Genomic DNA, 25,747 nt, shown 5'->3' with positions numbered 1-25,747 from the left:
TCGATACCACGCGTACTTTCTTACCTTCTGCGGTTAGTTGCTCTGCGGCTTTCACTGCTAGCTCAACTTCTGAACCTGTCGCAATTAGGATTAGCTCAGGCTTACCATCGCTGTCTTTCAGGATGTAACCACCCTTAGCAATGTTAGCCACTTGCTCAGCGGTACGCTCTTGCTGTGCTAGGTTTTGACGAGAGAAGATAAGCGCAGATGGGCCATCTTTACGCTCAATCGCCAGTTTCCAAGCTACCGCTGATTCCACCTGGTCACATGGACGCCATGTGCTCATGTTTGGTGTTAAACGCAGTGAAGCAATTTGCTCAACCGGTTGGTGCGTAGGGCCATCTTCACCCAAACCGATAGAGTCGTGCGTGTACACTTGAATGTTCTGAATTTTCATCAGAGCGGCCATGCGCATTGCATTACGTGCGTATTCCATAAACATTAGGAACGTCGCGCCGTAAGGAACGAAACCGCCATGAAGCGCAATACCGTTCATGATGGCAGTCATACCGAACTCACGCACACCGTAGTGAATGTAGTTACCCGAGAAATCTTCCGCCGTCAGCGATTTAGAACCAGACCACATAGTAAGGTTAGAAGGTGCTAAGTCAGCAGAGCCGCCCATAAATTCTGGTAGCATTGCACCAAAGGCTTCAAGCGCATTTTGTGACGCTTTACGTGATGCAATATTGGCAGGGTTAGCTTGCAAGTCGGCAATAATTGCGCTGGCTTTTTCTTCCCACTGCGCTGGTAAATCACCATTTAAACGACGTTTCAGTTCTGCCGCTTCCGCTGGATATGCCGCAGCGTATGCTTTAAATTTGTCGTTCCAAGCGGATTCTTTTGCTTGACCTGCTTCTTTTGCATCCCACTGTGCATAAATATCAGCAGGAATTTCAAACGGTCCGTGTTCCCAACCTAGGAATTCACGAGCCGCTTTAATTTCTTCCGCACCAAGAGGCGCGCCATGACAGTCATGTGAACCCGCTTTATTTGGAGAACCAAAACCGATAATCGTTTTAGTACAAATCAAAGTTGGGCGACCAGTTTCAGCCTTCGCCGCTTCAATTGCCGCATTAATAGCTTCAGCATCGTGGCCATCAACCGCAGGAATAACGTGCCAACCATACGATTCAAAACGTTTAGGTGTATCGTCAGAGAACCAACCTTCAACGTGACCATCAATAGAAATGCCGTTGTCATCCCAGAAAGCAACCAGCTTGCCAAGACCTAACGTACCCGCTAAAGAACAAGCTTCATGAGAAATACCTTCCATCAAGCAGCCATCACCCATGAATACATAAGTGAAGTGGTCGACGATGTCGTGGCCTTCTTTATTAAATTGTGCGGCTAGTGCTTTCTCTGCCATCGCCATACCAACCGCGTTGGTAATGCCCTGGCCTAGTGGACCTGTAGTCGTTTCAACACCCGGTGCATAACCATATTCTGGGTGACCTGGGGTTTTTGAATGCAGTTGACGGAAGTTTTTCAGATCATCAATCGATAACTCGTAACCGCTTAGATGCAGCAAAGAGTAAATCAACATTGAGCCATGGCCGTTGGAAAGAACGAAACGGTCGCGGTCTGCCCATTGTGGGTTTTGTGGGTTGTGATTTAGGTGAGAACGCCAAAGTACTTCAGCGATATCAGCCATCCCCATTGGTGCGCCTGGGTGACCAGAGTTGGCTTGTTGAACGCCATCCATGCTAAGAGCGCGGATTGCATTGGCTAGTTCTTTATTAGAAAGAAGGTTACGGGAAGACATGTCTGCTCCTGAGTGCATTAAGCGAATTCAAAGTAACGAAATTGGGCTGAAAACAGCGCGGCTATTCTCTCAAAGCACTTTTATCACTGCAAACGTTTTACTGAGGAAATCCGGCTGTTTGTGGCTTATTTTTAGGATATTAACCCAAATTCAAAAAATTTTGAGCAAACTTAAGCAATCGTTTGGCTTTCAGATCAGAAAAAAATTACTTGTAATTCGACCATTCAAAACTAGAATAGACGTCTAGATGTAGAAACACCTACATAAATTAATGAATTGAGGTGGTAAGTTGCTAGCGACTTGTCACCGACCAACTACTTAAATTGGAGCTCTCATGGCTAAGCACCTGTTTACTTCTGAATCCGTATCAGAAGGTCATCCAGATAAAATTGCAGACCAAATCTCTGACGCTGTCCTTGACGCCATCTTAGAACAAGATCCAAAAGCTCGTGTTGCTTGTGAAACTTACGTAAAAACAGGCATGGTGATGGTTGGTGGCGAAGTGACCACTTCAGCATGGGTTGATATTGAAGAATTAACTCGTCAAACAGTACGTGAAATCGGTTATGTGCACTCAGACATGGGTTTCGATGCAAACTCATGCGCCGTATTGAACACTATCGGTAAGCAGTCTCCAGACATCAACCAAGGTGTTGATAAAGCCGATCCTAAAGAGCAAGGCGCTGGTGACCAAGGTATCATGTTTGGTTACGCAACTAACGAAACAGAAATCCTAATGCCAGCACCGATTACCTACTCTCATCGCTTGGTACAAAGACAAGCAGAAGTTCGTAAAAACGGTACTCTTCCTTGGTTACGCCCTGATGCAAAATCTCAGGTTACTTTCCAATATGACCAAGGAAAAATCGTTGGTATTGATGCAGTCGTTCTTTCAACTCAACACTGTGATTCTATCTCTACACCAGACCTACGCGAAGCGGTAATGGAAGAGATCATCAAGCCAGTATTGCCAACAGAATGGCTCAGCAAAGAAACCAAATTCTTTATTAACCCAACCGGCCGTTTTGTTATCGGTGGACCAATGGGTGACTGTGGTTTAACTGGTCGTAAGATCATTGTTGACACCTACGGCGGCGCAGCGCGTCACGGTGGTGGTGCATTCTCTGGTAAAGATCCATCAAAAGTAGACCGTAGTGCAGCATACGCAGCACGTTATGTAGCGAAAAACATCGTCGCTGCAGGCCTTGCTGACCGTTGTGAAATTCAACTTTCTTATGCAATTGGTGTTGCTGATCCAACATCTATCATGGTTGAAACATTTGGTACTGAAAAAGTTTCTGAAGAGATCATTATCGAAGCAGTACGTCAACACTTCGACCTACGCCCATACGGCCTACAAGAAATGTTGAACCTACTACAACCAATCTACAAGAAAACTGCCGCTTACGGCCACTTTGGTCGTGAAGAATTCCCTTGGGAAGCAACAGATAAAGCCGCTATTCTTCGTGAATTCGCTGGCTTGAAATAAGCAACTGCATTGTAGATAAAAAATACACAAGCCCTTACTTTTTAGTAAGGGCTTTTTAGGAATAAATACGTGCAAAACTTTGAGTTACATTACCGCGCTCAAGCAAAAGTTAAACAGTGTATTGATATCGCATCCGACCATTTTCAACATCCTTTTCCTTTGCCTGCATTAAATTACCAACTCAGAGGCAAAGTCGCTGGAAAAGCTTACTTACAACGTTGGGAAATTCGCTTAAATCCCATTTTATTTGCAGAAAACACACAAGCTTTTTTAGATGAAGTGATCGCACATGAAATCGCTCACCTCATTACTTATCAACGCTATGGTCGAGTCCGTCCACATGGAAAAGAGTGGCAGAGTGTGATGAATCAAGTCTTTCATTTACCCGCCAATACCACTCATCGGTTTGAAGTCTCTTCTGTGCAAGGCAAAACCTTTGAATATCGCTGCGACTGTACTTGCTATCCTCTGACTATTCGTCGCCATAACAAAGTGTTGCGCCATCAAGCCACTTATCGCTGCCAACAATGTTCGCAAACTCTGATCTTTACAGGCGTACAGCTTTCTTAAATTAGTGTTCTATTCGCTGCTTTTCGTGATGACCATCCCAAAAAATTAACGATAAAAACATCATTTATAATTCTTCATCCTGAGTGTTAGACTGAGAAAAACCATACTTATATCAGTCTAAATTATGTCGTATTTTCGTTTATTGTCTGTCGCAGGGCTCTTAGCATTACTCTCGTTTAGTGCACTATCAGCACCACCCTCTTCATTTTCTAAAGCAAAGAAAGAAGCATTGAAGATCTATCAAGATCATCCAATTAGTTTTTATTGTGGTTGTGACATTGAATGGCAAGGCCGTAAAGGTACACCAGACTTACAAGCTTGTGGCTATCAAGTACGTAAACAACAAACCCGCGCCAGCCGTATTGAATGGGAGCATGTGGTTCCTGCTTGGCAATTTGGTCACCAGCGTCAATGCTGGCAAAGTGGCGGGCGTAAAAATTGCACCAAGAATGATAGCGCTTTTCGTTCTATGGAGGCGGATCTACACAACTTAACCCCCGCTATCGGAGAAGTTAACGGTGATCGCTCAAACTACAATTTCAGTCAATGGAATGGAGTGGATGGTGAAACCTATGGTCGCTGTGAAATGCAGGTCAATTTCAAGCAACGTAAAGTCATGCCACCGGATAGAGCACGCGGTTCGATTGCTCGTACCTACTTGTACATGAGCCAAGAATATGGTTTTCAGCTATCAAAACAACAAACTCAGCTAATGCAGGCATGGAATCGCCAATATCCGGCAGATTCATGGGAATGTAAGCGTGACCAACGCATTGCTAAAATACAAGGCAACCACAACCCATTTGTTCAAAAGCAATGTGGTTCATAATCCGTTGAAACGTTTAATCTTGATGGCTGAAACTCATTCTTGCCCCTTGTTTTTTCAGCTAAAAGCATCCATGTTAGTGGCTATTCAATGTCAGGCAGGAAGTTACCATGCGCATCCCTAGAATTTATCACCCGACCCCGATTTCGCAGCTAGGCACCATCGCGTTAAGTGATGACGCGGCTGGACATATTGGCCGAGTGTTACGCATGCAAGTTGGTCAAGAAGTGCTGCTATTTGATGGCAGTGGCGCTGAATTTCCAGCAACTATCAGCGAAGTGACGAAAAAAGGCGTGTTAGTCGAAGTAGCAGAACGCGTAGAGAGTAGCTGTGAATCACCATTAAACTTGCACCTTGGACAAGTCATCTCTCGTGGTGACAAAATGGAATTCACCATCCAAAAATCGGTTGAGTTGGGGGTGAATACTATTACACCACTGATTTCTGAACGTTGCGGCGTTAAACTTGATGCTAAACGATTCGAGAAAAAACTCGAACAGTGGCAGAAAATTGCGATCAGTGCCTGTGAGCAATGTGGCCGCAACACCGTTCCGGTGATTCGTCCTATCATGCAGCTAGAAGCTTGGTGTGCAGAACAAAGTGATGCATTAAAACTTAACCTGCATCCACGAGCTAAATATTCAATTAACACCTTGCCAGAGCCTGTCACTAAAGTACGTTTATTGATTGGCCCTGAAGGCGGATTATCGGCACAAGAGATCCGCATGACGGAAGAATATCAATTTGAAGAAACCCTGTTAGGCCCACGCGTGCTTCGCACTGAAACGGCTGCCTTAACTGCAATTACTGCCCTTCAAGTTCGTTTCGGCGACCTTGGCTAACCGGAGAAAATCAATGATTAAACTTGGTATCGTAATGGATCCCATTGCATCCATTAATATTAAAAAAGATTCCAGCTTTGCCATGTTGCTTGAAGCACAGCGCCGTGGTTATGAAATCCACTATATGGAAATGAATGATCTACACTTAGATCAAGGCGTCGCAGTCGCCGATACAAAAATCGTCGAACTGAAAGAAGATCCAAATGGCTGGTATGAATTTAAATCACAACAAACCATTAAATTAGCCGAACTTGATGCAGTATTGATGCGTAAAGATCCTCCGTTTGATACCGAGTACATCTACGCCACCTACATTTTAGAGCGCGCAGAAGACGAAGGCACTTTAATCGTTAACAAACCACAAAGCTTACGTGACTGTAATGAAAAGCTATTTACTGCGTGGTTCCCAGAACTGACACCAACCACAATTGTTACGCGTAAAGCAGAGAAAATTAAAGCCTTCCGCGAGCAGCATGGTGATGTGATCTTAAAACCACTTGATGGAATGGGCGGCGCTTCAATATTCCGAGTCAAAGAAGGTGATCCTAACGTCTCGGTGATCATTGAAACATTGACCAACCACGGTCAAAACTACTGCATGGCGCAAACCTTCGTGCCAGACATCAGTAATGGCGACAAACGTATTTTGGTAGTTGATGGTGAACCAATGCCTTACTGCCTTGCTCGTATCCCAGCGAAAGGTGAAACACGCGGTAACCTAGCTGCTGGTGGTCGTGGTGAAGCTCGTCCACTGAGCGAAACCGATATTAAAATTGCGCAGACAATCGCTCCAACACTGAAAGAAAAAGGCTTAATTTTTGTAGGTCTTGACGTTATTGGCGACAAGCTAACTGAGATAAATGTGACAAGCCCAACCTGTATTCGTGAGATTGAGGCGGCATTTGATATCTCAATTACCGGTAAGTTGATGGATGCTATCGAGCGTCGTATCAACAAGTAACGTTTAATAGGGTAAGTCATTACACTATTACTCGCGGAAGGGTTGGAGGCAGTATGAATCTTACAAATCATTTTTTAGTCGCCATGCCAAGTATGCAAGATCCTTACTTCAAGCACAGTGTCATTTATATCTGTGAACATAATGAAGAAGGGGCGATGGGGCTAATGATCAATGCACCGATAGATATCACTGTCGGGGGCATGTTAAAGCAGGTCAACATCGAACCAAGTTATCCGCAGATCCAAGTGGATAGCCTGAAAATGCCGGTCTTAAATGGCGGACCGGTTGCAGAAGATCGCGGTTTTATCTTGCATCGCCCAAAAGATCATTATGAGTCGAGTATTCGTATGAGTGATGACCTTGCTGTTACCACTTCGAAGGATATTCTATCCGTACTAGGTACTGATGCTGAACCAAGTAGCTATCTAGTTACCTTGGGCTATTCTGGGTGGGAACCTGGTCAGCTCGAACTGGAACTTTCAGAAAATTCATGGCTGACCATTGAAGCCGATCCTGAGGTTATCTTTAATACGCCAATCCATGATAAATGGAGCCAAGCGATTAAAAAACTCGGTATCGACCCGATACAGCTGTCTGGCCTGGCTGGACACGCGTAAACCGATCAAGAACGTAATTATGACTTCAAGAACCATTATGGCTTTTGACTTTGGCACCAAAAGTATTGGCAGTGCCATTGGTCAAGAGGTAACAGGAACGGCTTCACCGTTGAAGGCTTTTAAGGCCAATGACGGCATCCCTAATTGGGATGACATAGAAAAATTGATCAAAGAGTGGCAGCCCAACTTACTCGTAGTTGGGCTCCCTACTGATCTGCATGGCAAAGCACTAGAAACCATCACGCCGAGAGCGAAAAAATTTGCTCAACGTCTACAAGGTCGTTATGGCTTGCCAGTTGAAATGCACGATGAACGCCTATCGACCAGAGAAGCTCGCGCCGACTTATTTGAGATGGGTGGCTACAAAGCGCTTAGTAAAGGAAATGTTGACTGCCAATCGGCGGTCGTCATATTAGAGAGTTGGTTTGAGGCGCAGTGGGGCGAATAATCGCACCACTCTCCAATACCTAATCCCAAACTAGTTTTGGGATTTTTCTTTTTACAACAGCTAAAAGTTAATCCATATCAATCTGAACATTATCTAATGAGCCGGATCCATAACGGTCACCGCGTTTGGCTTTGAGCATCAAACGTAAATCATTGGCTGAATCGGCACTATGAAGTGCGTCTTGCTCGCTGATCTTGCCATCAATCACTAGTTGGTAAAGCGCTTGATCAAATGTCTGCATGCCTACCTGTTGTGATTTCCCCATAGTGGCTTTCAGTTCGTGCAATTCACCGCGGCGGATCAAATCAGAAACGCGCGGACTATTGAGTAGGATCTCAAACACACCATGTCGTCCTTGTCCGTTTTTATCGCGGATCAACTGCTGGCCAATCACCCCTTTCAGGTTCATTGAAAGATCAAACAAAAACTGATCTTTTTGCTCTTGAGGAACCAAATGAAGAATTCGCTCTAACGCTTGGTTGGCATTATTAGCGTGTAACGTTGCCATGCATAAATGGCCCGTTTCAGCAAAGGTCATCGCATACTGCATGGTTTCTCGAGAACGTATTTCGCCAATCAAAATCATGTCAGGCGCCTGTCGAAGTGAATTCTTCAGCGCCACCTCGTAGCTTTCGGTATCTAACCCAACTTCACGCTGCGTGACGATGCAGCGTTGATGCTCATGCACAAACTCGATCGGATCTTCAACCGTTAAAATATGCCCGCTTCGATGCGTATTGCGATACCCCGTCATCGCAGCCATCGTGGTCGATTTACCCGACCCCGTAGCCCCAACTACCAGTACCAAACCACGCTTTGCAATCGACAGATCCTGTAAAACTCCCGGTAACTTTAGGTCATCAAAGGTTGGAATATTGGTTTCAATACGACGGATCACCGCTCCCGGTAATTCACGTTGAAAAAAGGCGCTGACACGAAAACGCCCAAAATCACGCACAATCGCAAAGTTAGCTTCATGAGTGTGCTTAAACTCTTCACGGCGTTCGCTATCCATCATTGCATCGAGCAAATCAATCACTTGTGGTGTGGTTAGCTTTTCACCTTGCGCTCTCAATTCGCCATCAACTCGAAACAAAATCGGAGCACCAACCGTAATATAAAGATCCGATGCTTTTTGATTTAACATGCCCTCAAGGCATTGATTTAATTCCATGGGTTGTCTCTTAGAACGGGGATGAGTTCAATTCTAACTTTGTTTGCACTTCTTCAGCGTCAACTATACCTTGAGCAATGAGCTGCTTCGCATTTTGTTCCATGGTTTGCATCCCATGAGCCGCTCCAGTCTGAATAATGGAAAACATCTGAGCAACTTTATCTTCGCGAATCAAGTTACGAATGGCAGGCGTCCCCAACATAATTTCATGACAAGCAACTCGGCCACCACCAATTCGTTTTAGCAGTTTTTGCGCAATCACCGCACGTAATGACTCTGACAGCATAGAACGCACCATCTCTTTATCGCTGCCGGGAAACACATCAATAATTCGATCAATGGTTTTCGCCGCAGAGCTAGTGTGCAAAGTGCCAAACACTAAGTGGCCAGTTTCCGCCGCGGTTAACGCTAAGCTAATGGTTTCTTGGTCACGTAATTCACCGACCAAAATAACGTCTGGGTCTTCACGCAGAGCCGAGCGCAAAGCCGCTTTGAAACTGTGTGTATCGCGGTGTACTTCTCGTTGATTGACCAAACATTTATTGTTGCTATGCACAAATTCAATCGGATCTTCAATCGTCAAGATATGCTTGTTGTGATGAGTATTAATGTAGTCAACCATCGCCGCTAGCGTGGTTGACTTACCTGACCCTGTTGGTCCAGTCACCAGTACCAAACCCTTTTCGTAGTTGGCAATTTTGCTGAAAATATCTGGCGTTTGCAGCTCTTCTAATGTCGGAATTGTGGTTGGAATTGTACGAAAAACAGCAGAGCTGCCGCGAGATTGATGAAACGCGTTGACACGAAAACGTCCGACATCAGGTAACTCAAACGAAAAATCGACTTCCAATTTCTCTTCAAATTCACTACGTTGAGCATCGTTCATGATCTCAAAAATCAAACGATGTACATCTGCATGAGTAAAAGCTGGCACTCCAAGCTTTCTTACTTCACCATCTATACGTACCATAGGTGGAACACCTGCAGAAAGATGCAGATCTGACGCGTTGTGCTTTACACTAAAATCCAGTAGCTCAGCGATATCCATTTAATTTCCTTAGTAAAGTCAGGCTATGAGTAGTATTCAACAAAACATTGAACAGATCACTTCACAAATTGAAAGTGCACAACAAAAGTGTGGACGCGCTCTAGACAGAGTGCAACTTTTAGCGGTCAGTAAAACCAAACCTGTCGAAACCATTCTGGCAGCAGCGCAAGCTGGGCAGACTGCATTCGGGGAAAATTACGTGCAAGAAGGAGTCGATAAGGTGCAATACTTTGCTGCACAGCACCCTGAATTGCCTCTCGAATGGCACTTTATTGGCCCGATTCAATCCAATAAATCACGCTTAGTCGCTGAAAATTTTAGCTGGGTGCACACGGTAGATAGAAACAAAATTGCCCAACGTTTAAATGACCAACGCCCATCAAGCATGCCGCCACTACAGGTGTTAATTCAGGTTAACACTAGCGGTGAAAGCTCAAAATCGGGTATTTCTGAACAAGAAATATTTGAACTGGCAGAGTTGATATCCTCTCTACCCAACCTCACGTTAAGAGGGTTAATGTCAATACCTGAAAATGTGACAGACCATGCTTCTCAACTGGCAGCATTCCAAAAACTAGCCATGTTAAAAGCACAATTGTCCGAACGTTTTTCAGGGTTAGATACGTTATCGATGGGCATGAGTGGTGACATGGAAGCCGCGATCGAAGCAGGCAGCACTATGGTACGAATCGGTACCGCTATTTTTGGCGCACGCGACTACAGTCAATCGTAACGAGCGCACCAATCACAAGTTAGGAATCTTTTAATGGAACACAAAAATATCGCTTTTATCGGTACGGGAAATATGGCGAAAGCCATCATTGCAGGTTTGGTTGCTAGCGGTTATCCGGCGAATAAAATCACCGCGACCGCACCATCAGAGACACGACGTAAGCCACTTGAAGCCGATTATGGTATTCAGACTACTAGCGATAACTTGAGTGCAGCGCAACAAGCCGATGTCGTCGTGCTGTCGGTGAAACCACAACTGATGGCTAGCGTTTGTGAACCATTACAAGTGATCGATTTTTCAAACAAATTGGTTATCTCGATTGCCGCAGGGGTTTCAATTTCACGCCTAAACGAGATGCTAGCCTGCGATTTGAACATCGTGCGCGTTATGCCGAACACACCATCATTGGTCAATCGTGGTATGAGTGGCTTATTTGCAGCACCACGAGTTTCTATGCAAGATAAAACTTTTACCGCTGAGTTGATGCAAGCGGTTGGCGAAGTATGTTGGGTAGAACAAGAGTCGGGTATTAACGGAGTAATCGCCGCTGCAGGTAGTGCGCCAGCCTATTTTTTCTTGTTTATGGAAGCGATGCAAACCGAAGCCATCGCACAAGGTTTTGACCAAGCGACCGCTCGTTTGTTGGTTCAGCAAGCCGCGCTAGGTGCCGCAGAAATGGTGGTAGCGAATCAAAATATTGAGCTATCCACACTGCGTGAACAAGTGACCTCCAAAGGTGGCACTACCGCAGAAGCCATTCGTACTTTTAATGACCACCAGCTGTCAGATATTGTGGCAAAAGCGATGCAAGCAGCCGTCGCACGTGCACAAGAGATGGAAAAACAGTTTTAATCCTAGTGTCGTTTCACTAAGCTATAGCGCAAACGACACACTACTCGTATTAAGGGCCATTTATGAATTCAATGAGTTTTTTGATATCCACCCTGTTTGATCTGTATATCATGGTTGTGATCTTACGTATCTGGCTTCAAGCAGCGCGTGCGGATTTCTATAACCCATTTTCACAATTTATCGTTAAATCAACACAACCAGTTGTGGGACCACTGCGCCGCGCAATCCCATCGATTGGCAGTCTTGATTTAGCCACCGTACTGTTTGCTTATGTACTATGCGTCCTTAAATTCGTCGCATTGATCTTAATCGCCTCGGGCGGTTCAGTTAGCTTCAGTGTGGACTTTTTATTCCTAGGCTTACTATCTTTGATTAAAGCGGCGGGCGGTTTACTGTTTTGGGTATTGTTGATCCGCGCTATTTTGAGCTGGGTTAGCCAAGGCCGTAGTCCAATTGAATACGTTTTCCATCAATTGACAGAACCAATGCTGGCGCCTATTCGCCGTATTTTACCTGCAATGGGTGGCTTTGATTTAAGCGTATTAGTGCTCTTTATTGGCCTTCAATTTGCCAACTTCCTGATGGGCGATCTGATTGGCCCAGTGTGGCACCAGTTGTAATGTCAGTTGCCGCTTGGCAAGAGGGCGACGATTTAATTCTCAAGCTCTACATTCAACCTAAAGCAAGCCGCGATAGCATCGTCGGCTTGCATGGTGAGGAGCTGAAAGTCGCCATCACTGCACCTCCGGTCGATGGTAAAGCTAATGCACATTTAACTAAGTTTTTGGCCAAACAATTTAAAGTGGCTAAAAGTTTAATAGAGATTGAAAAGGGAGAATTGGGCCGTCACAAACAAGTCAGAGTCCATTCACCACAAGTGATACCAGCACCTATTGAAGCCATCTTGTGATGGCTTTTTATTTAGTAAACCTGCATGCATAAGGAGCAAACCATGCGCAAATGGATTATCGCCCTACTGATGGCAGTCCTCTCACTACCCACTCTAGCCGAGCAGTTTAAGACCATTAAAAACGTGGAAGTGCACTACTCAGCCTTTAATTCCACCTTTTTGACACCGCAAGTGGCGCGCAGCTACCAGCTCAAACGTAATGGCTATTCCGCGATTTTAAACATCAGCGTGCTGGACAACTCATCGTTAGGTAAACCTGCGGTCGAAGCGAAAATTACCGGTTACGCCAAAAACCTCATTGGTAATTTACGTGAGCTAGAATTTAAACAAGTAAAAGAGGGAGATGCAATCTACTACATTGCTCAATTCCCGATCACCAATGAAGAAAATTTGAGTTTCGATATTGATGTTAATACTGGCTTAAAAGGGGCTGGCAAACTTAAATTTTCCCAAAAATTTTATGTCGAAGAATAAAGAGAAACATTGAAGATGAAAAAAATAGTCTTAGCCACCGGCAACCAAGGCAAAGTGCGTGAAATGGCCGATCTCCTCTCTGATTTTGGCTTTGATGTGGTTGCGCAAAGCGAATTCAATGTGTCTGAAGTCGCCGAAACTGGCACCACTTTTATTGAAAATGCGATCATCAAAGCACGTCATGCCGCTAAAGAAACAGGCTTACCTGCGATCGCTGATGATTCAGGCTTAGAAGTTGATTACCTACAAGGTGCTCCGGGCATTTACTCGGCTCGCTACGCCGGTGAGAAAGCAAGCGACCAACAAAACTTAGAGAAACTATTAGCAGCAATGGATGGTGTGCCAGATGAACAACGCAGCGCACGTTTTCATTGTGTTTTGGTTTTAATGCGCCACGAAAACGACCCAACACCTTTAGTTTGCCATGGCAAATGGGAAGGGCGAATTCTCCATCAAGCACATGGCAGCAATGGTTTTGGCTATGACCCAATCTTCTTTGTACCGGAAGACAACTGTGCCTCAGCGGAACTAGATCCTGTGCGTAAAAAGCAGTTGTCACATCGCGGCAAAGCACTGCAAAAGCTATTTCAAGCCATCAATGAGCAAAAATAATAATGCTGCAACCACCCGCACTTAGCTTGTATGTACACATCCCTTGGTGTGTACAAAAATGCCCATATTGTGACTTTAACTCACACGCGCTGAAACATGATATTCCCGAGCGTGAATACATTGATGCGCTACTGGAAGATCTCGATACCGACATCGCCAAATATCAACTGGCTGCCCCCCCTCGCCCACTGCATTCTATTTTTATTGGTGGTGGTACACCAAGCCTGTTTTCCGCACAAGGTATTGCCCGCTTATTGCAAGGCATTGAAGCACGAATCGCGTTTAAGCCTGATATTGAAATCACAATGGAAGCGAACCCTGGCACGGTAGAAGCCGAGCGCTTTGTCGGTTACCGACAAGCTGGTGTGACCCGAATATCGATTGGTGTACAAAGCTTTGAGCAACAAAAACTTGAGCGCCTAGGTCGTATCCATGGTCAGCAAGAAGCCGTCAATGCCGCCCACTTAGCTCATCAAATTGGGCTCAATAGCTTTAACCTTGACTTGATGCATGGTTTGCCGGATCAAAGCACTGAACAAGCACTAGCAGATTTAGACAAAGCGATAGAGCTTAACCCTCCGCACTTATCGTGGTATCAGCTAACCATTGAGCCAAATACCATGTTCTACTTCAAACCACCAACGCTACCTGACGATGATGCACTGTGGGATATTTTTGAATTAGGTCATCAAAAATTGGCGGCAGCTGGGTACGTACAATATGAAATTTCAGGCTACAGCAAGCCCGGCTATCAATGTCAGCACAACCTCAATTACTGGCGCTTTGGTGACTACCTCGGTATTGGCTGTGGTGCTCACGGTAAACTGAGTTTTGCTGATGGTCGAATTGTACGTACCACCAAGGTCAAACACCCTCGCGGCTATCTCAACTTACTTAAACCTTATCTAGATAGTGAAATGGAAGTGGCTGACAGTGATCGCCCATTCGAATTTTTCATGAACCGTTTTCGACTGATGGAGCCTTGCCCAAAACAAGATTTTGTCGAAACCACAGGTTTAAGTTTAGATATCATCAAGCCGACCATTGATTGGGCACTGGCAGAGCAATATTTAAGTGAAAACGCGACACACTGGCAAATCACCGAGAAAGGAAAATTGTTCCTCAATGATTTGTTAGAAGCCTTTATGGCTGATGAAGAGTAACGCTAAGACGCCTCTCATAAGAGGGGCGTCATTAATGTATAAAACGGTTTGTAAACGAAAACAATGTATTAAAAGATAGAGCGGCCAATGCGTTCTGCTAATAACTCTAATGCTTTTGTCCCAGCCAGAGAGTTTCCTGAAGGATCGAGCTCTGGAGACCATACAGCAATCGTCATTTCCCCCGGGACAATGGCAACAATACCACCGCCTACGCCAGACTTGCCCGGCATACCCACTCGATAAGCAAACTCTCCTGCCCCATCATACAAACCACATGTGGCTAGTAGTGCATTAATTTGCTTGCTTTGAGTGGTCGTCACAATCGCTTCCCCCGTCTGTACCGACACACCTTTATTGGCCAGGTAGCTAAAAGTTTTCGCCAACTGGACACAACTCATTTTTAGTGCACAAGCGTGAAAATAGTTATGAAGAACCGGAATAACCTCGTTGTGAAAATTACCAAAAGAACGCATCAGGTAGGCTATCGCGGCATTACGGTCACTGTGCATCATTTCAGAGGCAGCCACCACTTTGTCGTACACGATACTCTCTTCACCGGATAGCTGGCGCACAAATTCAAGCAAACGTTGTCGAGGCGCAGACAAGCGACTATGCAGCATATCAGCTACCACTATTGCTCCCGCATTGATAAAAGGGTTACGAGGAATACCCTGTTCCATTTCAAGCTGAATCATCGAATTAAACGCTTGGCCTGAGGGCTCTTTGCCAACACGTATCCATAACTCTTCTGGCTTATACAACATCATCGCCAATGTTAAGCTCAGTGCTTTTGAAATCGACTGAATCGAAAAACCTTGGTCTGCATCTCCCGCTTTAATCACTTCGCCTTGGTTGGTATAAACCGCAATCGCCAATTTTTGATTCGAAACTTTCGCCAACGCAGGAATATAATTGGCGACCTTGCCGTGACCGATAAGAGGGCGAACCTCATCCAAGATGTCCGCAAGTATTGCTTGTGTCGGTTTCATTGATGACCTTACCTTCGGTGAGAAATGTACTTTCTCTATTTTTATAATGGTGATGTTTTGTAGGGCGCTAAGGCCGAAAAAGCCAACATTACTATAATGTTGGCTTTTATTTAATCGTTTATTGTAGCGAGTATGCTTAGCGGTAATGGATAACGACTAAACGCACTTCATTTGTAGTAGTGATACAAACACGCCTTATGCAATACGCTTGTATTTAATATCCCACACGCCATGACCTAAACGGTGTCCACGCGCTTCAAACTTAGTCAGTGGTCGTTCATCTGGGCGAGGAATATAGTCACCATCGGTTGCAATATTGGTAAAACCTGGCGCTTGGTTCATTATCTCAATCATATGCTCAGCATAATTTTCCCAGTCTGTCGCCATATGGAAGATACCGTCTTCCATTTTTAGTTTTTGACGTACCATTTCAGCAAATTCTAACTGTACGATACGGCGTTTATGGTGACGCTTTTTATGCCAAGGGTCTGGGAAGAACAGTTGCAAAGTATGCAGGCTGCCCGCTGGGATCATGTGCTCAAAAACTTCAACCGCATCATGACACATTACACGTAAGTTAGTGACACCCGCTTCGCGTGCAGAAGCTAAACACGCTCCAACACCTGGACTGTGTACTTCAATACCAAAGAAATTTTTCTCAGGTGCATTTTTAGCCATTTCAACTAATGAGGCACCCATACCAAAACCAATCTCCAACACTACTGGATTGTCATTGCCAAAAACAGCGCTCCAATCAAGTAATTGTGGCTGGTAATCAATACCCATTGTTGGCCAACATTCATTCATCGCAGCTTCTTGGCCTTTAGTTAATCGACCTTCACGACGAACAAAACTACGGATTCTGCGTAGGATCTTGCCTTCTTCGGTGTATTCGTTGGTGGTTACTTCACTCATTGATCTTGCCTGCACATTGATTAATCAAAGCGGGGATTATCCAAAGAATCATTCTCGGTGCAAGTGTTATCGAAATAAACTTGCTGGATAAACCCACACAGTTTGTCGGTTTTACAACTCATCATTTATGTGGTGCAATTTTGCCCCACTAAAACTATAAACTAAAGAGCACGTCGTGACACCTTTCGCTAAAGCCATTTTAAAATGGTATGACGCCTATGGGCGCAAACATTTACCGTGGCAACAGAATAAAACCGCTTACAGCGTTTGGCTGTCTGAAATTATGTTGCAGCAAACCCAAGTAACCACGGTGATCCCCTATTTCGAACGCTTTATGCAACGTTTTCCAACCGTGGTTGACTTAGCCAACGCCGAGCAAGACGAAGTTTTGCATCTGTGGACAGGGCTTGGTTATTACGCGCGCGCACGTAACCTTCACAAAGCGGCTCAAATTGTTGCGAGTGAATATGGCGGAGAGTTTCCCCTTGATATAGAGCAAATGAATGCTCTACCGGGTATTGGCCGCTCTACAGCGGCAGCGGTACTCTCTTCGGTTTATAAGCAGCCACACGCTATTTTAGATGGCAATGTAAAACGCACATTAGCGCGCTGTTTTGCTGTAGAAGGCTGGCCGGGACAGAAAAAAGTCGAAAATTTATTATGGCAATACGCCGAAACCAATACACCCAGTCAAGATGTCGATAGCTACAACCAAGCTATGATGGACATGGGAGCCATGGTTTGTACTCGTAGTAAACCAAAGTGCACGCTCTGCCCAGTTGAATCCTTTTGTATCGCCAATAAGCAGGGTAACCCTCTCGATTACCCGGGTAAAAAACCCAAAACAGAAAAACCAACCAAGCAAACTTGGTTCATCATGATCCATCATAATAATCAGGTTTGGTTAGAACAGCGTCCTCAAAGCGGTATTTGGGGGGGGTTATTTTGCTTTCCAGAAAACCCTAATAACGCGATTGAAGATCAACTTGATCACAGGGCAATAAAAGAAAGTACCGTGCGTTCAATTCGTCCTTTGATCGCATTTCGTCATACTTTTAGCCACTACCACTTAGACATTACGCCAATATTGGTTGAACTGTCTCAACAACCCAATATCATCATGGAAGGAAGCAAAGGTCTTTGGTATAACTTATCGCAACCAGAACAAATCGGCTTAGCTGCCCCTGTAAAGCAGCTATTAGAAAGCCTTCCATTTGAAATTAACCCTTAAAAACTTAAGAGGAAGTCATTATGAGCCGCACTGTATTTTGTGCTCGACTAAATAAAGAAGCCGACGGTTTGGATTTTCAACTTTACCCTGGTGAATTGGGTAAACGTATTTTTGATAACATATCAAAAGAAGCATGGGCGCAATGGCAGCATAAACAAACCATGCTAATCAACGAGAAAAAACTCAATATGATGGATCCAGAACATCGTAAGTTGCTCGAAACCGAGATGACCAATTTCCTATTTGAAGGAAAAGAAGTCCACATTGAAGGCTATACGCCTCCAAGCAAATAAAAGTAACCTTATTTATTTCAAGGATAATCAATGACATCATAGTCGACGCTCTGATGTCATTTTTGTATTGGGAACCTAATGAGAAAGCTGACTTACTTTTTTATTGCAATGCTGCTGGCTGGCTGCAGTCGAGAATTCATAGAACGTATTTACGACGTCGACTATGAACCCACCAACCGCTTTGCGAAAAACCTAGCGCAATTACCCGGGCAGTTTGTCAAAGATACCGCTGCTTTAGATGCGTTAATTAGCAGTTTCTCCGGTAACATCGAAAAACGCTGGGGTAGCAAAGAAATTAAAGTTGCAGGTAAAAGCAACTATGTGAAATACATCGATAACTACCTTAGCCGCTCTGAAGTTAACTTTTCTGATGGCACCATTATTGTCGAAACCGTATCCCCGACCGACCCCAAAAAGCATCTGCGTAATGCGATTATCACCACCTTATTGACGCCTGATGATCCTGCCCAAGTTGACCTTTTTTCATCACAAAATATTGAACTCAAAGGCCAGCCATTTTTGTACAACCAAGTTCTGGATCAAGACAAACAGCCAATCCAATGGTCTTGGCGCGCTAATCGATACGCTGATTATCTCATTGAAAATCAATTAAAAACGAAAAATGTAGATTTCAAAAAAGCCTATTACGTACAAATTCCGATGGTGGTCGACCACGCATCAAAGCGTAGCTACAAGTACGCGGATATTGTGCACCGAGCATCAAAGAAATATGACATCCCCGAAGATTTGATCTACGCGATCATCAAAACAGAAAGTAGTTTTAACCCTTACGCCGTCAGTTGGGCTAATGCTTACGGCCTAATGCAAGTAGTACCTAAAACAGCAGGCCGAGATGTCTTTTCTTTGGTGAAAAAGAAACCAGGTGAACCTAGCCCTGAGTACCTATTTAACCCAGAAAATAATATTGATACCGGTACAGCCTATTTTTATATCCTCAAAAATCGCTACCTGAAGGACGTAAAGCACCCAACATCGCTCGAATACAGTATGATATCGGCTTATAACGGCGGCACTGGCGGAGTTCTCAACACCTTCAATAAAGACAGAAAACGGGCCATGAATGACTTAAACTCACTGCAACCCAACCAAGTTTACTGGGCGCTCACTAAAAAACATCCCAATTCAGAATCAAGAAGATACTTAGAAAAAGTAACAAAGTTTAAAAAGGAATTTAACACCAGTGGCTAGCAAAGGTGTTTTTGTCTAAATTCGCAGCAAACAAACGGTTTTTTGAAAATATTTTAAAAAAGCAGTTGACGATTGAGAGGAAAATCCGTTTAATAGCGCTCCGTTGCCCGGATAGCTCAGTCGGTAGAGCAGAGGATTGAAAATCCTCGTGTCGGTGGTTCGATTCCGCCTCCGGGCACCACAAATTAAATTGTTGGTGCTTAACTTAAGTAACAGCAAGCAATAAATAAAGTGTGCCGACTTAGCTCAGTAGGTAGAGCAACTGACTTGTAATCAGTAGGTCACCAGTTCGACTCCGGTAGTCGGCACCATTTATTGCCTCGATAGCTCAGTCGGTAGAGCAGAGGATTGAAAATCCTCGTGTCGGTGGTTCGATTCCGCCTCGAGGCACCATTATTTGGTGCAAGTGTTTAATAAAGACATTTACACAAGAATAATTCCCCCTTAGTTCAGTCGGTAGAACGGCGGACTGTTAATCCGTATGTCGCAAGTTCAAGTCTTGCAGGGGGAGCCACTTTAAAAGCCAAGTCGCAAGACTTGGCTTTTTTTGTATCTATTGTTTCTATCCACAATCCCCCACCTAATAAGTTTTCATGTTGAATTAGACTTTTTTCGAGATAAAAATTTAATCATTGTCATATTTTTGTAATCATCTATTACTGATGTAGGTATATTCCTACTATGATGGTTTCATTATTAAAAGTGATACTTAAAATATCACTTATAAGCCATAAACAGAGTATGAGAGTTAGGCCATGAAACTAAAGACACAAGCTTATTTATTATCAGGAATTATCTTTATAGCATTACTAGCCCTTACTACATCAGGCTTATGGACTCTACGAGTCGCCAGTAACTTAGATAACAAAGCTCGAGTAACAGAGTTATTCAAAAGTGCTTACAGTATTTTAACTGAAGTCGAAAAAATGGAGCAAGAAGGCAAACTTCAAGAGCAGGAAGCGAAAGATCTAGCCACAAGATTACTGCGCAACAACATCTATAAAGATAATGAGTACGTATATGTAGCTGATGAAAATATGACGTTTATCGCCACCCCACTCGACCCACAATTACATGGTACAAGTTTTAATGACTTTAAAGACAGTGATGGCAAAAGTGTTGGAGCTCTAATACAAAAAGTTATTGGCAATCAGTCAGGGAAAATTGTCGAATACACTTGGACACAAACTCAAGCCGATGGCTCTATTGAAGAAAAACTCTCTATTGCAGAAAAAACACCGCACTGGGGCTGGGTTGTCGGCACTGGTATTGGTTTTAATGAAGCCAACGCCCGTTTTTGGTCGACAGCACAATGGCAATTAGCACTCTGTGTTGTTATCGCAGGCATTATTTTATCCATTCTGATTTACTCCATTCATAAAATGCTCACGCTACTTGGTGGTGAACCTAAAGACGTACTCAATGCTGTTCAAGCCGTTGCTAAAGGCAGTATTCAAACAAGTTTTGAGACTAAAGCCTCTGACGGCAGTATCTATCAAGCAGTACAGCAAATGAGTCAATCTTTAGCAAACTTAGTGACAAATTTAGAGTCGTCAATGCATGCTCTGCGTCAAGAACTCGCTCAGGTAGAATCTCGCTCTTCTTCGATTGCTCATCTGACCGAAACTCAACAGCAATCAACGGCAATGATTGCAACCGCAATGACAGAAATGGCATCGTCGGCAAATAATGTAGCCGATTCAGCAAGTGATACGGCGTGCAACACAGACCAAGCCGATAAGCAAAGCCAACACACTCAGCAGTTGATACATAATACCGTCGACAATATCCGAGGCTTAGCAGCTCAACTAGGTACCGCAAGCCAAGCAGTATCAAACTTAGATAACGACGTAAACAACATAGCCAAAGTATTGGATGTGATTGGTGATATTGCCGAGCAAACCAACCTACTCGCTCTCAATGCTGCCATTGAAGCGGCTCGAGCTGGCGAACAAGGACGAGGCTTTGCAGTCGTGGCTGATGAAGTGAGAAACCTCGCGGGTCGCACCCAAACCAGCACGAAAGAGATCCAGCACATGATCAACAACTTACAGGAAGGCTCTCGTAACGCAATTCAAACAATGCAAGTTTGTGCTGATACTAGTCAAAGCACGGTGACGGAATCTGAAGGTGCCTCTGAAGCGCTACAACAAATTGTGATTGCGTTAGAGTCAATCTCTGAAATGAGCCATCAAATTGCCACAGCAGCGGCAGAACAAACCCAAGTCGGTGATGATATTTCTAAAAGAATTAATATGATCGAAGAAAGTGGTGTACAACTTAGCCAGGTGGTTACTGAAAGTCACAATAGTACCCAAACTTTGACCTCACTCTCTAATGAACTTGAACTGTGGGTGAATAAGTTCACCATAAAAAACTAGCACTCTGTATTACAGCAATAGCTCAACACACATCATCAAATTCAACAAAAGCATGTTTTCGACGTGCTTTTGTTTTTTCTCCTTTTAATTAAATGGCCTTATTTCATTATCTGATATCCATATCCCTACATAATCCGCTACCATTTCTTAACCTAAATGGGCAAAAACGAGTCACTAAGTATAGAAAAGCAACAAACGACATTTTTTTTGCATTTTAGTGTTGACGTTAAATGCGAAAAACCTTTTAATACACCCCGTCGCCCGGATAGCTCAGTCGGTAGAGCAGAGGATTGAAAATCCTCGTGTCGGTGGTTCGATTCCGCCTCCGGGCACCACAGTTTCTAAATTGTTGGTGCTCAGCACAGACAATAAAATTAAAGAAAATATGTGCCGACTTAGCTCAGTAGGTAGAGCAACTGACTTGTAATCAGTAGGTCACCAGTTCGACTCCGGTAGTCGGCACCATTCTTTAAAACCTGTTCCCCCTTAGTTCAGTCGGTAGAACGGCGGACTGTTAATCCGTATGTCGCAAGTTCAAGTCTTGCAGGGGGAGCCACTTTTCATCAATGAGCCATAGCTTATTGATTCGGAGCCGACTTAGCTCAGTAGGTAGAGCAACTGACTTGTAATCAGTAGGTCACCAGTTCGATTCCGGTAGTCGGCACCATTCTCTTGATGAGAGATAAAAGCATCAATTCCCCCTTAGTTCAGTCGGTAGAACGGCGGACTGTTAATCCGTATGTCGCAAGTTCAAGTCTTGCAGGGGGAGCCACTTTCTAAAGCCAAGTCACATGACTTGGCTTTTTTCATATCTGAATCATAAAAAAGAGCCAGTATCGACTGACTCTTAAATCTACGACTCAAACCGAGTTTATTTGAAACCTTTCACTTTTTTGATTAGGTCATAAGCATTTTGGATTTGTTGTGACTTTTCTTTCGCAACATTCATCATTTCTGGTGGTAAGCCTTTGGCCATCAATTTATCTGGATGGTGCTCATTCATCAGCTTACGATAGGCTCGCTTAATTTCTTTGGAATCCGCACTGTCGTCCACCCCCAAAACATCATAAGCGTCTGACAAGCGATCGCCTTGCGAAGCTTGCTGCCATGAACCTGATTGTTGCTGTCCTTGGTGTCCACCAAAACTACCACCATTTTGCTGAAAGCGGAAAGCCGCTTCTTGCATACGTAAACGTTGCTCTAATTGCGCTGAAGAAAAACCCAAACCGTTGGCTATTTTGTGCAGTACACTACGTTCACTCGGATGCAGAGAACCATCAGCAAACGCTGCGGATATTTGCAGTTCAAGGAAAAACTGCATCAAATCAAAACGGCCACTGGTTGATAAGCGCACTCGCTCAAGTACCTCATCAAGAGGAAAGTGTGGCTCTTTACCATCACGAAATGCTGCTTGTGCTGCGGCTCTTTGCTCGCCATGCAGATTCATTCGTTCCATCATCGTTGTGGCGAGGTGAATCTCTTCTTTGGTCACCTGCCCTTTGGCTTTGGCTACATGCCCCATTACCGCAAATGCAGCTTTGAAAAACTCTTCTTGTCGCTCACTTTGGCTTGGACCAGAGCCAAATGCGCCAGTTTTAAAACCCGCTTGATTTAAGCGGCGAGCCTTATCAAATTGATGCCCGAGGAATAAACCAAACATTGCGCCAAACGGCCCGCCAAACAAGAAGCCAAAAAAAGCGCCAAGAATTTTGCCAAAAATATGCATTATGTGCTCTCAATCTATGAATTTTTTAGTAGTGAAGCTGTCTGATAGTGCCGGGAGCTTCAATTTCCTTTATGATAGGAAACGTTTTATTTAACATTCGGCCATTCACATTCCGAATCAATCAAGTTCAACAGGATAGTACAACTCGATGTCATGTTTTTCCCGCACCATACTAGCCGCTTCAATCAGCGCAGCTCTTTTTGTGCCACCGACTCAAGCAGAAGCTATGTTAGACGATAGTGTGCAGGAACTGCCCGCTATAGATCAATGTTTGATCAACGAACCCGAAGCTGAAGGCGCTAATGAGCAGCCTATCAATGTTGAAGCCGATACGCTAGAAGCAGTGAATGGCGAACGCGCAAACTACAAAGGTAACGTGGTCGTCGTTCAAGGCAAAAAACGTATTTTGGCAGATACAGTGACTCTTCACCAAAAAGAAAACATTGTGATTGCTGAGGGCAATGTAAACTTTAGTGATGGCGAAGTAAAAACCGTTTCAGACAAAGCGACCAATGATCTTAATACCGACTTAATGACGCTAGAAAACACAAAATATCAGTTTTTGTGTGAACCGGGACGCGGTGAAGCGGTTTATGTTTCAAAAACAGGCAAAGCGGTTTATGAAATTGAAGATGGTTCGATTACCTCTTGCCCCGAAGGCGATAACGCTTGGCGTTTGAAAGCATCGAGCATCGATATTGACCAGAACGAAGAACAAGCGACGTTCTACAACCCTCGTTTTGAAATTCAAAATGTACCAGTTTTTTACCTACCTTTTTTAACCGTACCGATTGGTGATACTCGTAAGACTGGTTTTTTGTACCCAACGATATCTTATGGCTCTAGTGATGGTTTTGAGGCTGAAGTACCTATCTACTGGAATTTGGCGCCAAACTACGACCTAGAAACCACGTTTAAATACATGCAAGAACGTGGCACACAGTTAAACAGCAAATTTCGTTATCTGAGTGACTTCGGTAGCGGTAGCATTAAATCTGAATATTTACCTGACGATAAAAAATACACTGAACAAGGAAACCGTTGGGGCTTCCAATATGAACATAGCGGTATTTTCAACCAGGTATGGAAGTTTGATATTGATTACTCTCGCGTCAGTGACATTAGCTACTTTTCCGATTTAGATTCTAGCATTGGTAACCGTGAGGATGGGCAGTTAATTCAAGAAGGTCAAGCTACCTATCGCTCTGATAATTGGGATTCATCAATACTGGTTCGTGATTTTCAATTACTCACTGAAGATAAAACAAATGCCAATCAACCATACCGTTTAATGCCACAGCTTGCGTTTAACTATTACGCACCAGAGCTGCTGCCCTATATGGACTTCGACTTAATCAGTCATATATCGCGCTTTGAAACCAATGCAACAGGCAAACCCGCTGCAACACGGGTACATATAGAACCCGGCATTACTATCCCTATCGCTAATACCTGGGGGACCTGGACTACCGAAGCCCGACTGTTAGGGACTTATTACCAACAAGATCTCGATGGTGTTACAGCAAGTGAATACCAAGATCTTGAAGAAAGCGTCACTCGTGTTATACCTGAATTTCGCTCTCATGCCGGAATTGTCTTAGAAAGAAATACCGCAATCTTCGAGGACTACACACAAACTCTCGAACCACAACTCCAGTACTTGTATGTACCGAAAGAAAATCAAAACAACATTGCTAAATACGATACAACGCTGCTGCAAACCGATTACTATGGGCTTTTCCGCAGCCGCAAATACAGTGGTGTTGATGAAATAGCGGCAGCAAACCAATTTAGCTACGGCGCATCAACCCGCTTCTTTGATGAGCAATATAAAGAACGTTTGAACATCTCTTTTGGTCAAATTCTATATCTTAACAAAAGCAACCGACTGGATAGCAGTAGTAACGAAGAGGTTAAATCCAACTACTCAGCTTGGGCGGTAGAAATGGACTTCAACTATGACGATTACCTTTTCTACCACGGTGGCGTTCAGTACGACATTGATACAAGTGCGATGCAACTCGCCAACAGCACCCTAGAGTATCGTGTTGGCTCTGGATATATTCAAACCAACTATCGTTATGTAACGAAAGAGTATATCGAAAACACCGTCGGTGATAGCGTTCCGGTAAATTCAATTACTGTCGATGGCATTTCACAGGTTGGTTTATTAGGCGGTTACCAGATCAATCGTAAATGGAATGTGAGCGGTCAGTACTTCTACGATTTAACGACCGATGAAAGCTTGGAGTGGCTGGCGAACTTAAGCTATACCTCTGATTGTTGGTATATTGGCTTTACCTATAGCAATCAGTTAAGAAGTTGGAATGGTAACTTTATCACTGACCCGGATGCTGACCCAGTTTATGAAAATAACTTTAGCCTAAACTTCGGCATTGTCGGTTTTGGTACCACCATTGGTGCTGGTTCAGGTTTAGCTGGAGTTGATAACGCTGGTAATGCTTTAGGTTATGGTCGCCCATTTACTCTAAGTAACTAATTTATTTGGCCTATGCTAT

25 protein-coding genes and 9 tRNA genes are annotated in these 25,747 nt (G+C 44.0%); 28 read left to right on the top strand and 6 right to left on the bottom strand.

The genetic code is table 11. The features are described 5' to 3' along the window. Positions 1–1,765: transketolase (tkt, locus tag EYW48_RS12585; RefSeq protein ID WP_277432495.1), on the bottom strand; the 1,765-nt coding region annotated here is incomplete at its 3' end. Positions 1,766–2,099: 334 nt separating this feature from the next. On the opposite strand from tkt, the gene metK reads away from it, so the two are divergent. From metK to ruvX, 7 genes are all read left to right on the top strand, one after another. Continuing rightward, entirely contained in the window at positions 2,100–3,254 is a 1,155-nt protein-coding gene (metK, locus tag EYW48_RS12580; RefSeq protein WP_053308729.1) for a methionine adenosyltransferase, read from the top strand. Positions 3,255–3,323: 69 nt separating this feature from the next. Then, positions 3,324–3,824 carry a SprT family zinc-dependent metalloprotease gene (locus EYW48_RS12575; protein ID WP_274681892.1) on the top strand — a complete coding sequence of 167 codons (501 nt, stop codon included), beginning with the start codon at positions 3,324–3,326 and terminating at the stop codon, positions 3,822–3,824. Positions 3,825–3,948: 124 nt separating this feature from the next. Then, positions 3,949–4,653, top strand: a complete 705-nt coding sequence (locus EYW48_RS12570; RefSeq protein WP_277432494.1) for an endonuclease — start codon at positions 3,949–3,951, stop codon at positions 4,651–4,653. Between the two features lie 107 nt (positions 4,654–4,760). Next, positions 4,761–5,492, top strand: coding sequence for a 16S rRNA (uracil(1498)-N(3))-methyltransferase (gene rsmE, locus EYW48_RS12565; protein WP_172532090.1), 732 nt, complete (start codon positions 4,761–4,763; stop codon positions 5,490–5,492). Between the two features lie 13 nt (positions 5,493–5,505). Then, the gene (gshB, locus tag EYW48_RS12560) at positions 5,506–6,453 is read left to right on the top strand and encodes a glutathione synthase (protein WP_053308733.1); all 948 of its coding nucleotides are present in this window, start codon (positions 5,506–5,508) and stop codon (positions 6,451–6,453) included. A gap of 53 nt (positions 6,454–6,506) precedes the next feature. After that, positions 6,507–7,070: a YqgE/AlgH family protein gene (locus EYW48_RS12555; protein WP_171979666.1), complete on the top strand. Its 564-nt coding sequence runs from the start codon at positions 6,507–6,509 to the stop codon at positions 7,068–7,070. 19 nt (positions 7,071–7,089) lie between these two features. Beyond that, positions 7,090–7,518 (top strand): Holliday junction resolvase RuvX, encoded by a 429-nt coding sequence (ruvX, locus tag EYW48_RS12550; RefSeq protein WP_053308735.1) that lies wholly within the window; start codon positions 7,090–7,092, stop codon positions 7,516–7,518. Between the two features lie 67 nt (positions 7,519–7,585). Here the strand turns inward: ruvX and EYW48_RS12545 are convergent, their stop codons facing one another. Continuing rightward, the gene (locus EYW48_RS12545) at positions 7,586–8,692 is read right to left on the bottom strand and encodes a PilT/PilU family type 4a pilus ATPase (protein ID WP_176245835.1); all 1,107 of its coding nucleotides are present in this window, start codon (positions 8,690–8,692) and stop codon (positions 7,586–7,588) included. A gap of 10 nt (positions 8,693–8,702) precedes the next feature. Next, positions 8,703–9,740, bottom strand: coding sequence for a type IV pilus twitching motility protein PilT (locus EYW48_RS12540; RefSeq protein WP_176245836.1), 1,038 nt, complete (start codon positions 9,738–9,740; stop codon positions 8,703–8,705). Between the two features lie 25 nt (positions 9,741–9,765). Between EYW48_RS12540 and EYW48_RS12535 the strand changes: the two genes are divergently transcribed. The 7 genes from EYW48_RS12535 (at position 9,766) to hemW (ending at position 14,484) form a co-directional block, all read left to right on the top strand. Continuing rightward, positions 9,766–10,473: a YggS family pyridoxal phosphate-dependent enzyme gene (locus EYW48_RS12535; RefSeq protein WP_277432493.1), complete on the top strand. Its 708-nt coding sequence runs from the start codon at positions 9,766–9,768 to the stop codon at positions 10,471–10,473. 33 nt (positions 10,474–10,506) lie between these two features. Then, on the top strand, positions 10,507–11,325 hold the full coding sequence (gene proC, locus EYW48_RS12530; protein ID WP_277432492.1) for a pyrroline-5-carboxylate reductase: 819 nt from the start codon (positions 10,507–10,509) through the stop codon (positions 11,323–11,325). 62 nt (positions 11,326–11,387) lie between these two features. After that, entirely contained in the window at positions 11,388–11,945 is a 558-nt protein-coding gene (locus EYW48_RS12525; RefSeq protein ID WP_053308740.1) for a YggT family protein, read from the top strand. Continuing rightward, positions 11,945–12,235 (top strand): DUF167 family protein YggU, encoded by a 291-nt coding sequence (gene yggU, locus EYW48_RS12520; RefSeq protein WP_053308741.1) that lies wholly within the window; start codon positions 11,945–11,947, stop codon positions 12,233–12,235. Before EYW48_RS12525 ends, yggU begins: the two co-directional genes overlap by 1 nt. A 42-nt stretch (positions 12,236–12,277) precedes the next feature. Next, complete coding sequence (locus EYW48_RS12515) at positions 12,278–12,709, top strand: DUF4426 domain-containing protein (RefSeq protein ID WP_168523454.1); 432 nt, start codon at positions 12,278–12,280, stop codon at positions 12,707–12,709. 15 nt (positions 12,710–12,724) lie between these two features. Beyond that, positions 12,725–13,321 carry an XTP/dITP diphosphatase gene (locus EYW48_RS12510; RefSeq protein WP_053308743.1) on the top strand — a complete coding sequence of 199 codons (597 nt, stop codon included), beginning with the start codon at positions 12,725–12,727 and terminating at the stop codon, positions 13,319–13,321. 2 nt (positions 13,322–13,323) lie between these two features. Then, positions 13,324–14,484 carry a radical SAM family heme chaperone HemW gene (gene hemW, locus EYW48_RS12505; protein WP_168523456.1) on the top strand — a complete coding sequence of 387 codons (1,161 nt, stop codon included), beginning with the start codon at positions 13,324–13,326 and terminating at the stop codon, positions 14,482–14,484. Between the two features lie 68 nt (positions 14,485–14,552). Here the strand turns inward: hemW and glsB are convergent, their stop codons facing one another. Then, entirely contained in the window at positions 14,553–15,473 is a 921-nt protein-coding gene (glsB, locus tag EYW48_RS12500; protein ID WP_053308745.1) for a glutaminase B, read from the bottom strand. 195 nt (positions 15,474–15,668) lie between these two features. Further along, positions 15,669–16,388, bottom strand: a complete 720-nt coding sequence (trmB, locus tag EYW48_RS12495) for a tRNA (guanosine(46)-N7)-methyltransferase TrmB (RefSeq protein ID WP_053308746.1) — start codon at positions 16,386–16,388, stop codon at positions 15,669–15,671. A gap of 175 nt (positions 16,389–16,563) precedes the next feature. Between trmB and mutY the strand changes: the two genes are divergently transcribed. The 13 genes from mutY to EYW48_RS12430 all read left to right on the top strand — a co-directional run bounded on the left by mutY (position 16,564) and on the right by EYW48_RS12430 (position 22,274). Beyond that, positions 16,564–17,619, top strand: coding sequence for an A/G-specific adenine glycosylase (gene mutY / locus EYW48_RS12490; RefSeq protein ID WP_168523458.1), 1,056 nt, complete (start codon positions 16,564–16,566; stop codon positions 17,617–17,619). A 20-nt stretch (positions 17,620–17,639) separates the two neighbouring features. Beyond that, a complete protein-coding gene (locus EYW48_RS12485; protein ID WP_010320634.1) occupies positions 17,640–17,912 on the top strand; it encodes an oxidative damage protection protein in 273 nt (90 codons plus the stop codon). Positions 17,913–17,990: 78 nt separating this feature from the next. After that, a complete protein-coding gene (mltC, locus tag EYW48_RS12480) occupies positions 17,991–19,121 on the top strand; it encodes a membrane-bound lytic murein transglycosylase MltC (RefSeq protein WP_053308748.1) in 1,131 nt (376 codons plus the stop codon). 105 nt (positions 19,122–19,226) lie between these two features. Then, positions 19,227–19,302, top strand: a tRNA-Phe gene (locus tag EYW48_RS12475). A 54-nt stretch (positions 19,303–19,356) separates the two neighbouring features. Continuing rightward, positions 19,357–19,432 (top strand) — tRNA-Thr (locus EYW48_RS12470). Between the two features lie 6 nt (positions 19,433–19,438). Further along, positions 19,439–19,514: transfer RNA gene (locus tag EYW48_RS12465), tRNA-Phe, on the top strand. Positions 19,515–19,559: 45 nt separating this feature from the next. After that, positions 19,560–19,635 (top strand) — tRNA-Asn (locus EYW48_RS12460). Positions 19,636–19,876: 241 nt separating this feature from the next. Then, a complete protein-coding gene (locus EYW48_RS12455) occupies positions 19,877–21,502 on the top strand; it encodes a methyl-accepting chemotaxis protein (RefSeq protein WP_277432491.1) in 1,626 nt (541 codons plus the stop codon). A gap of 259 nt (positions 21,503–21,761) precedes the next feature. Next, positions 21,762–21,837: transfer RNA gene (locus EYW48_RS12450), tRNA-Phe, on the top strand. A 54-nt stretch (positions 21,838–21,891) separates the two neighbouring features. Beyond that, positions 21,892–21,967, top strand: a tRNA-Thr gene (locus EYW48_RS12445). A gap of 15 nt (positions 21,968–21,982) precedes the next feature. Continuing rightward, positions 21,983–22,058, top strand: a tRNA-Asn gene (locus tag EYW48_RS12440). Between the two features lie 35 nt (positions 22,059–22,093). Continuing rightward, a tRNA-Thr gene (locus EYW48_RS12435) sits at positions 22,094–22,169 on the top strand. Positions 22,170–22,198: 29 nt separating this feature from the next. After that, a tRNA-Asn gene (locus EYW48_RS12430) sits at positions 22,199–22,274 on the top strand. A 99-nt stretch (positions 22,275–22,373) separates the two neighbouring features. Here the strand turns inward: EYW48_RS12430 and djlA are convergent. After that, positions 22,374–23,228: a co-chaperone DjlA gene (djlA, locus tag EYW48_RS12425; protein WP_277432490.1), complete on the bottom strand. Its 855-nt coding sequence runs from the start codon at positions 23,226–23,228 to the stop codon at positions 22,374–22,376. Positions 23,229–23,376: 148 nt separating this feature from the next. Here djlA and lptD point away from each other — a divergent pair, with 148 nt between their 5' ends. Beyond that, complete coding sequence (lptD, locus tag EYW48_RS12420) at positions 23,377–25,728, top strand: LPS assembly protein LptD (RefSeq protein WP_277432489.1); 2,352 nt, start codon at positions 23,377–23,379, stop codon at positions 25,726–25,728. Positions 25,729–25,747 lie beyond the last annotated feature (19 nt).

This window comes from Vibrio sp. 1180_3 (assembly GCF_029478545.1).
Classification (GTDB): Bacteria; Pseudomonadota; Gammaproteobacteria; order Enterobacterales; family Vibrionaceae; genus Vibrio; species Vibrio aestuarianus.
The sequence above is the reverse complement of the archived record's forward strand: the minus strand, read 5'-3'. Positions and strand labels throughout refer to the sequence as shown.

What these genes read in the sequence shown, in the direction of transcription:
- metK (WP_053308729.1), top strand. Translation starts at nt 2,100, where the DNA reads ATGGCTAAGCACCTGTTTACTTCTGAATCCGTATCAGAAGGTCATCCA.
- EYW48_RS12570 (WP_277432494.1), top strand. Translation starts at nt 3,949, where the DNA reads ATGTCGTATTTTCGTTTATTGTCTGTCGCAGGGCTCTTAGCATTACTC.
- rsmE (WP_172532090.1), top strand. Translation starts at nt 4,761, where the DNA reads ATGCGCATCCCTAGAATTTATCACCCGACCCCGATTTCGCAGCTAGGC.
- gshB (WP_053308733.1), top strand. Translation starts at nt 5,506, where the DNA reads ATGATTAAACTTGGTATCGTAATGGATCCCATTGCATCCATTAATATT.
- EYW48_RS12555 (WP_171979666.1), top strand. Translation starts at nt 6,507, where the DNA reads ATGAATCTTACAAATCATTTTTTAGTCGCCATGCCAAGTATGCAAGAT.
- ruvX (WP_053308735.1), top strand. Translation starts at nt 7,090, where the DNA reads ATGACTTCAAGAACCATTATGGCTTTTGACTTTGGCACCAAAAGTATT.
- EYW48_RS12545 (WP_176245835.1), bottom strand. Translation starts at nt 8,692, where the DNA reads ATGGAATTAAATCAATGCCTTGAGGGCATGTTAAATCAAAAAGCATCG.
- EYW48_RS12540 (WP_176245836.1), bottom strand. Translation starts at nt 9,740, where the DNA reads ATGGATATCGCTGAGCTACTGGATTTTAGTGTAAAGCACAACGCGTCA.
- EYW48_RS12535 (WP_277432493.1), top strand. Translation starts at nt 9,766, where the DNA reads ATGAGTAGTATTCAACAAAACATTGAACAGATCACTTCACAAATTGAA.
- proC (WP_277432492.1), top strand. Translation starts at nt 10,507, where the DNA reads ATGGAACACAAAAATATCGCTTTTATCGGTACGGGAAATATGGCGAAA.
- EYW48_RS12525 (WP_053308740.1), top strand. Translation starts at nt 11,388, where the DNA reads ATGAATTCAATGAGTTTTTTGATATCCACCCTGTTTGATCTGTATATC.
- yggU (WP_053308741.1), top strand. Translation starts at nt 11,945, where the DNA reads ATGTCAGTTGCCGCTTGGCAAGAGGGCGACGATTTAATTCTCAAGCTC.
- EYW48_RS12515 (WP_168523454.1), top strand. Translation starts at nt 12,278, where the DNA reads ATGCGCAAATGGATTATCGCCCTACTGATGGCAGTCCTCTCACTACCC.
- EYW48_RS12510 (WP_053308743.1), top strand. Translation starts at nt 12,725, where the DNA reads ATGAAAAAAATAGTCTTAGCCACCGGCAACCAAGGCAAAGTGCGTGAA.
- hemW (WP_168523456.1), top strand. Translation starts at nt 13,324, where the DNA reads ATGCTGCAACCACCCGCACTTAGCTTGTATGTACACATCCCTTGGTGT.
- glsB (WP_053308745.1), bottom strand. Translation starts at nt 15,473, where the DNA reads ATGAAACCGACACAAGCAATACTTGCGGACATCTTGGATGAGGTTCGC.
- trmB (WP_053308746.1), bottom strand. Translation starts at nt 16,388, where the DNA reads ATGAGTGAAGTAACCACCAACGAATACACCGAAGAAGGCAAGATCCTA.
- EYW48_RS12485 (WP_010320634.1), top strand. Translation starts at nt 17,640, where the DNA reads ATGAGCCGCACTGTATTTTGTGCTCGACTAAATAAAGAAGCCGACGGT.
- mltC (WP_053308748.1), top strand. Translation starts at nt 17,991, where the DNA reads ATGAGAAAGCTGACTTACTTTTTTATTGCAATGCTGCTGGCTGGCTGC.
- EYW48_RS12455 (WP_277432491.1), top strand. Translation starts at nt 19,877, where the DNA reads ATGAAACTAAAGACACAAGCTTATTTATTATCAGGAATTATCTTTATA.
- djlA (WP_277432490.1), bottom strand. Translation starts at nt 23,228, where the DNA reads ATGCATATTTTTGGCAAAATTCTTGGCGCTTTTTTTGGCTTCTTGTTT.
- lptD (WP_277432489.1), top strand. Translation starts at nt 23,377, where the DNA reads ATGTCATGTTTTTCCCGCACCATACTAGCCGCTTCAATCAGCGCAGCT.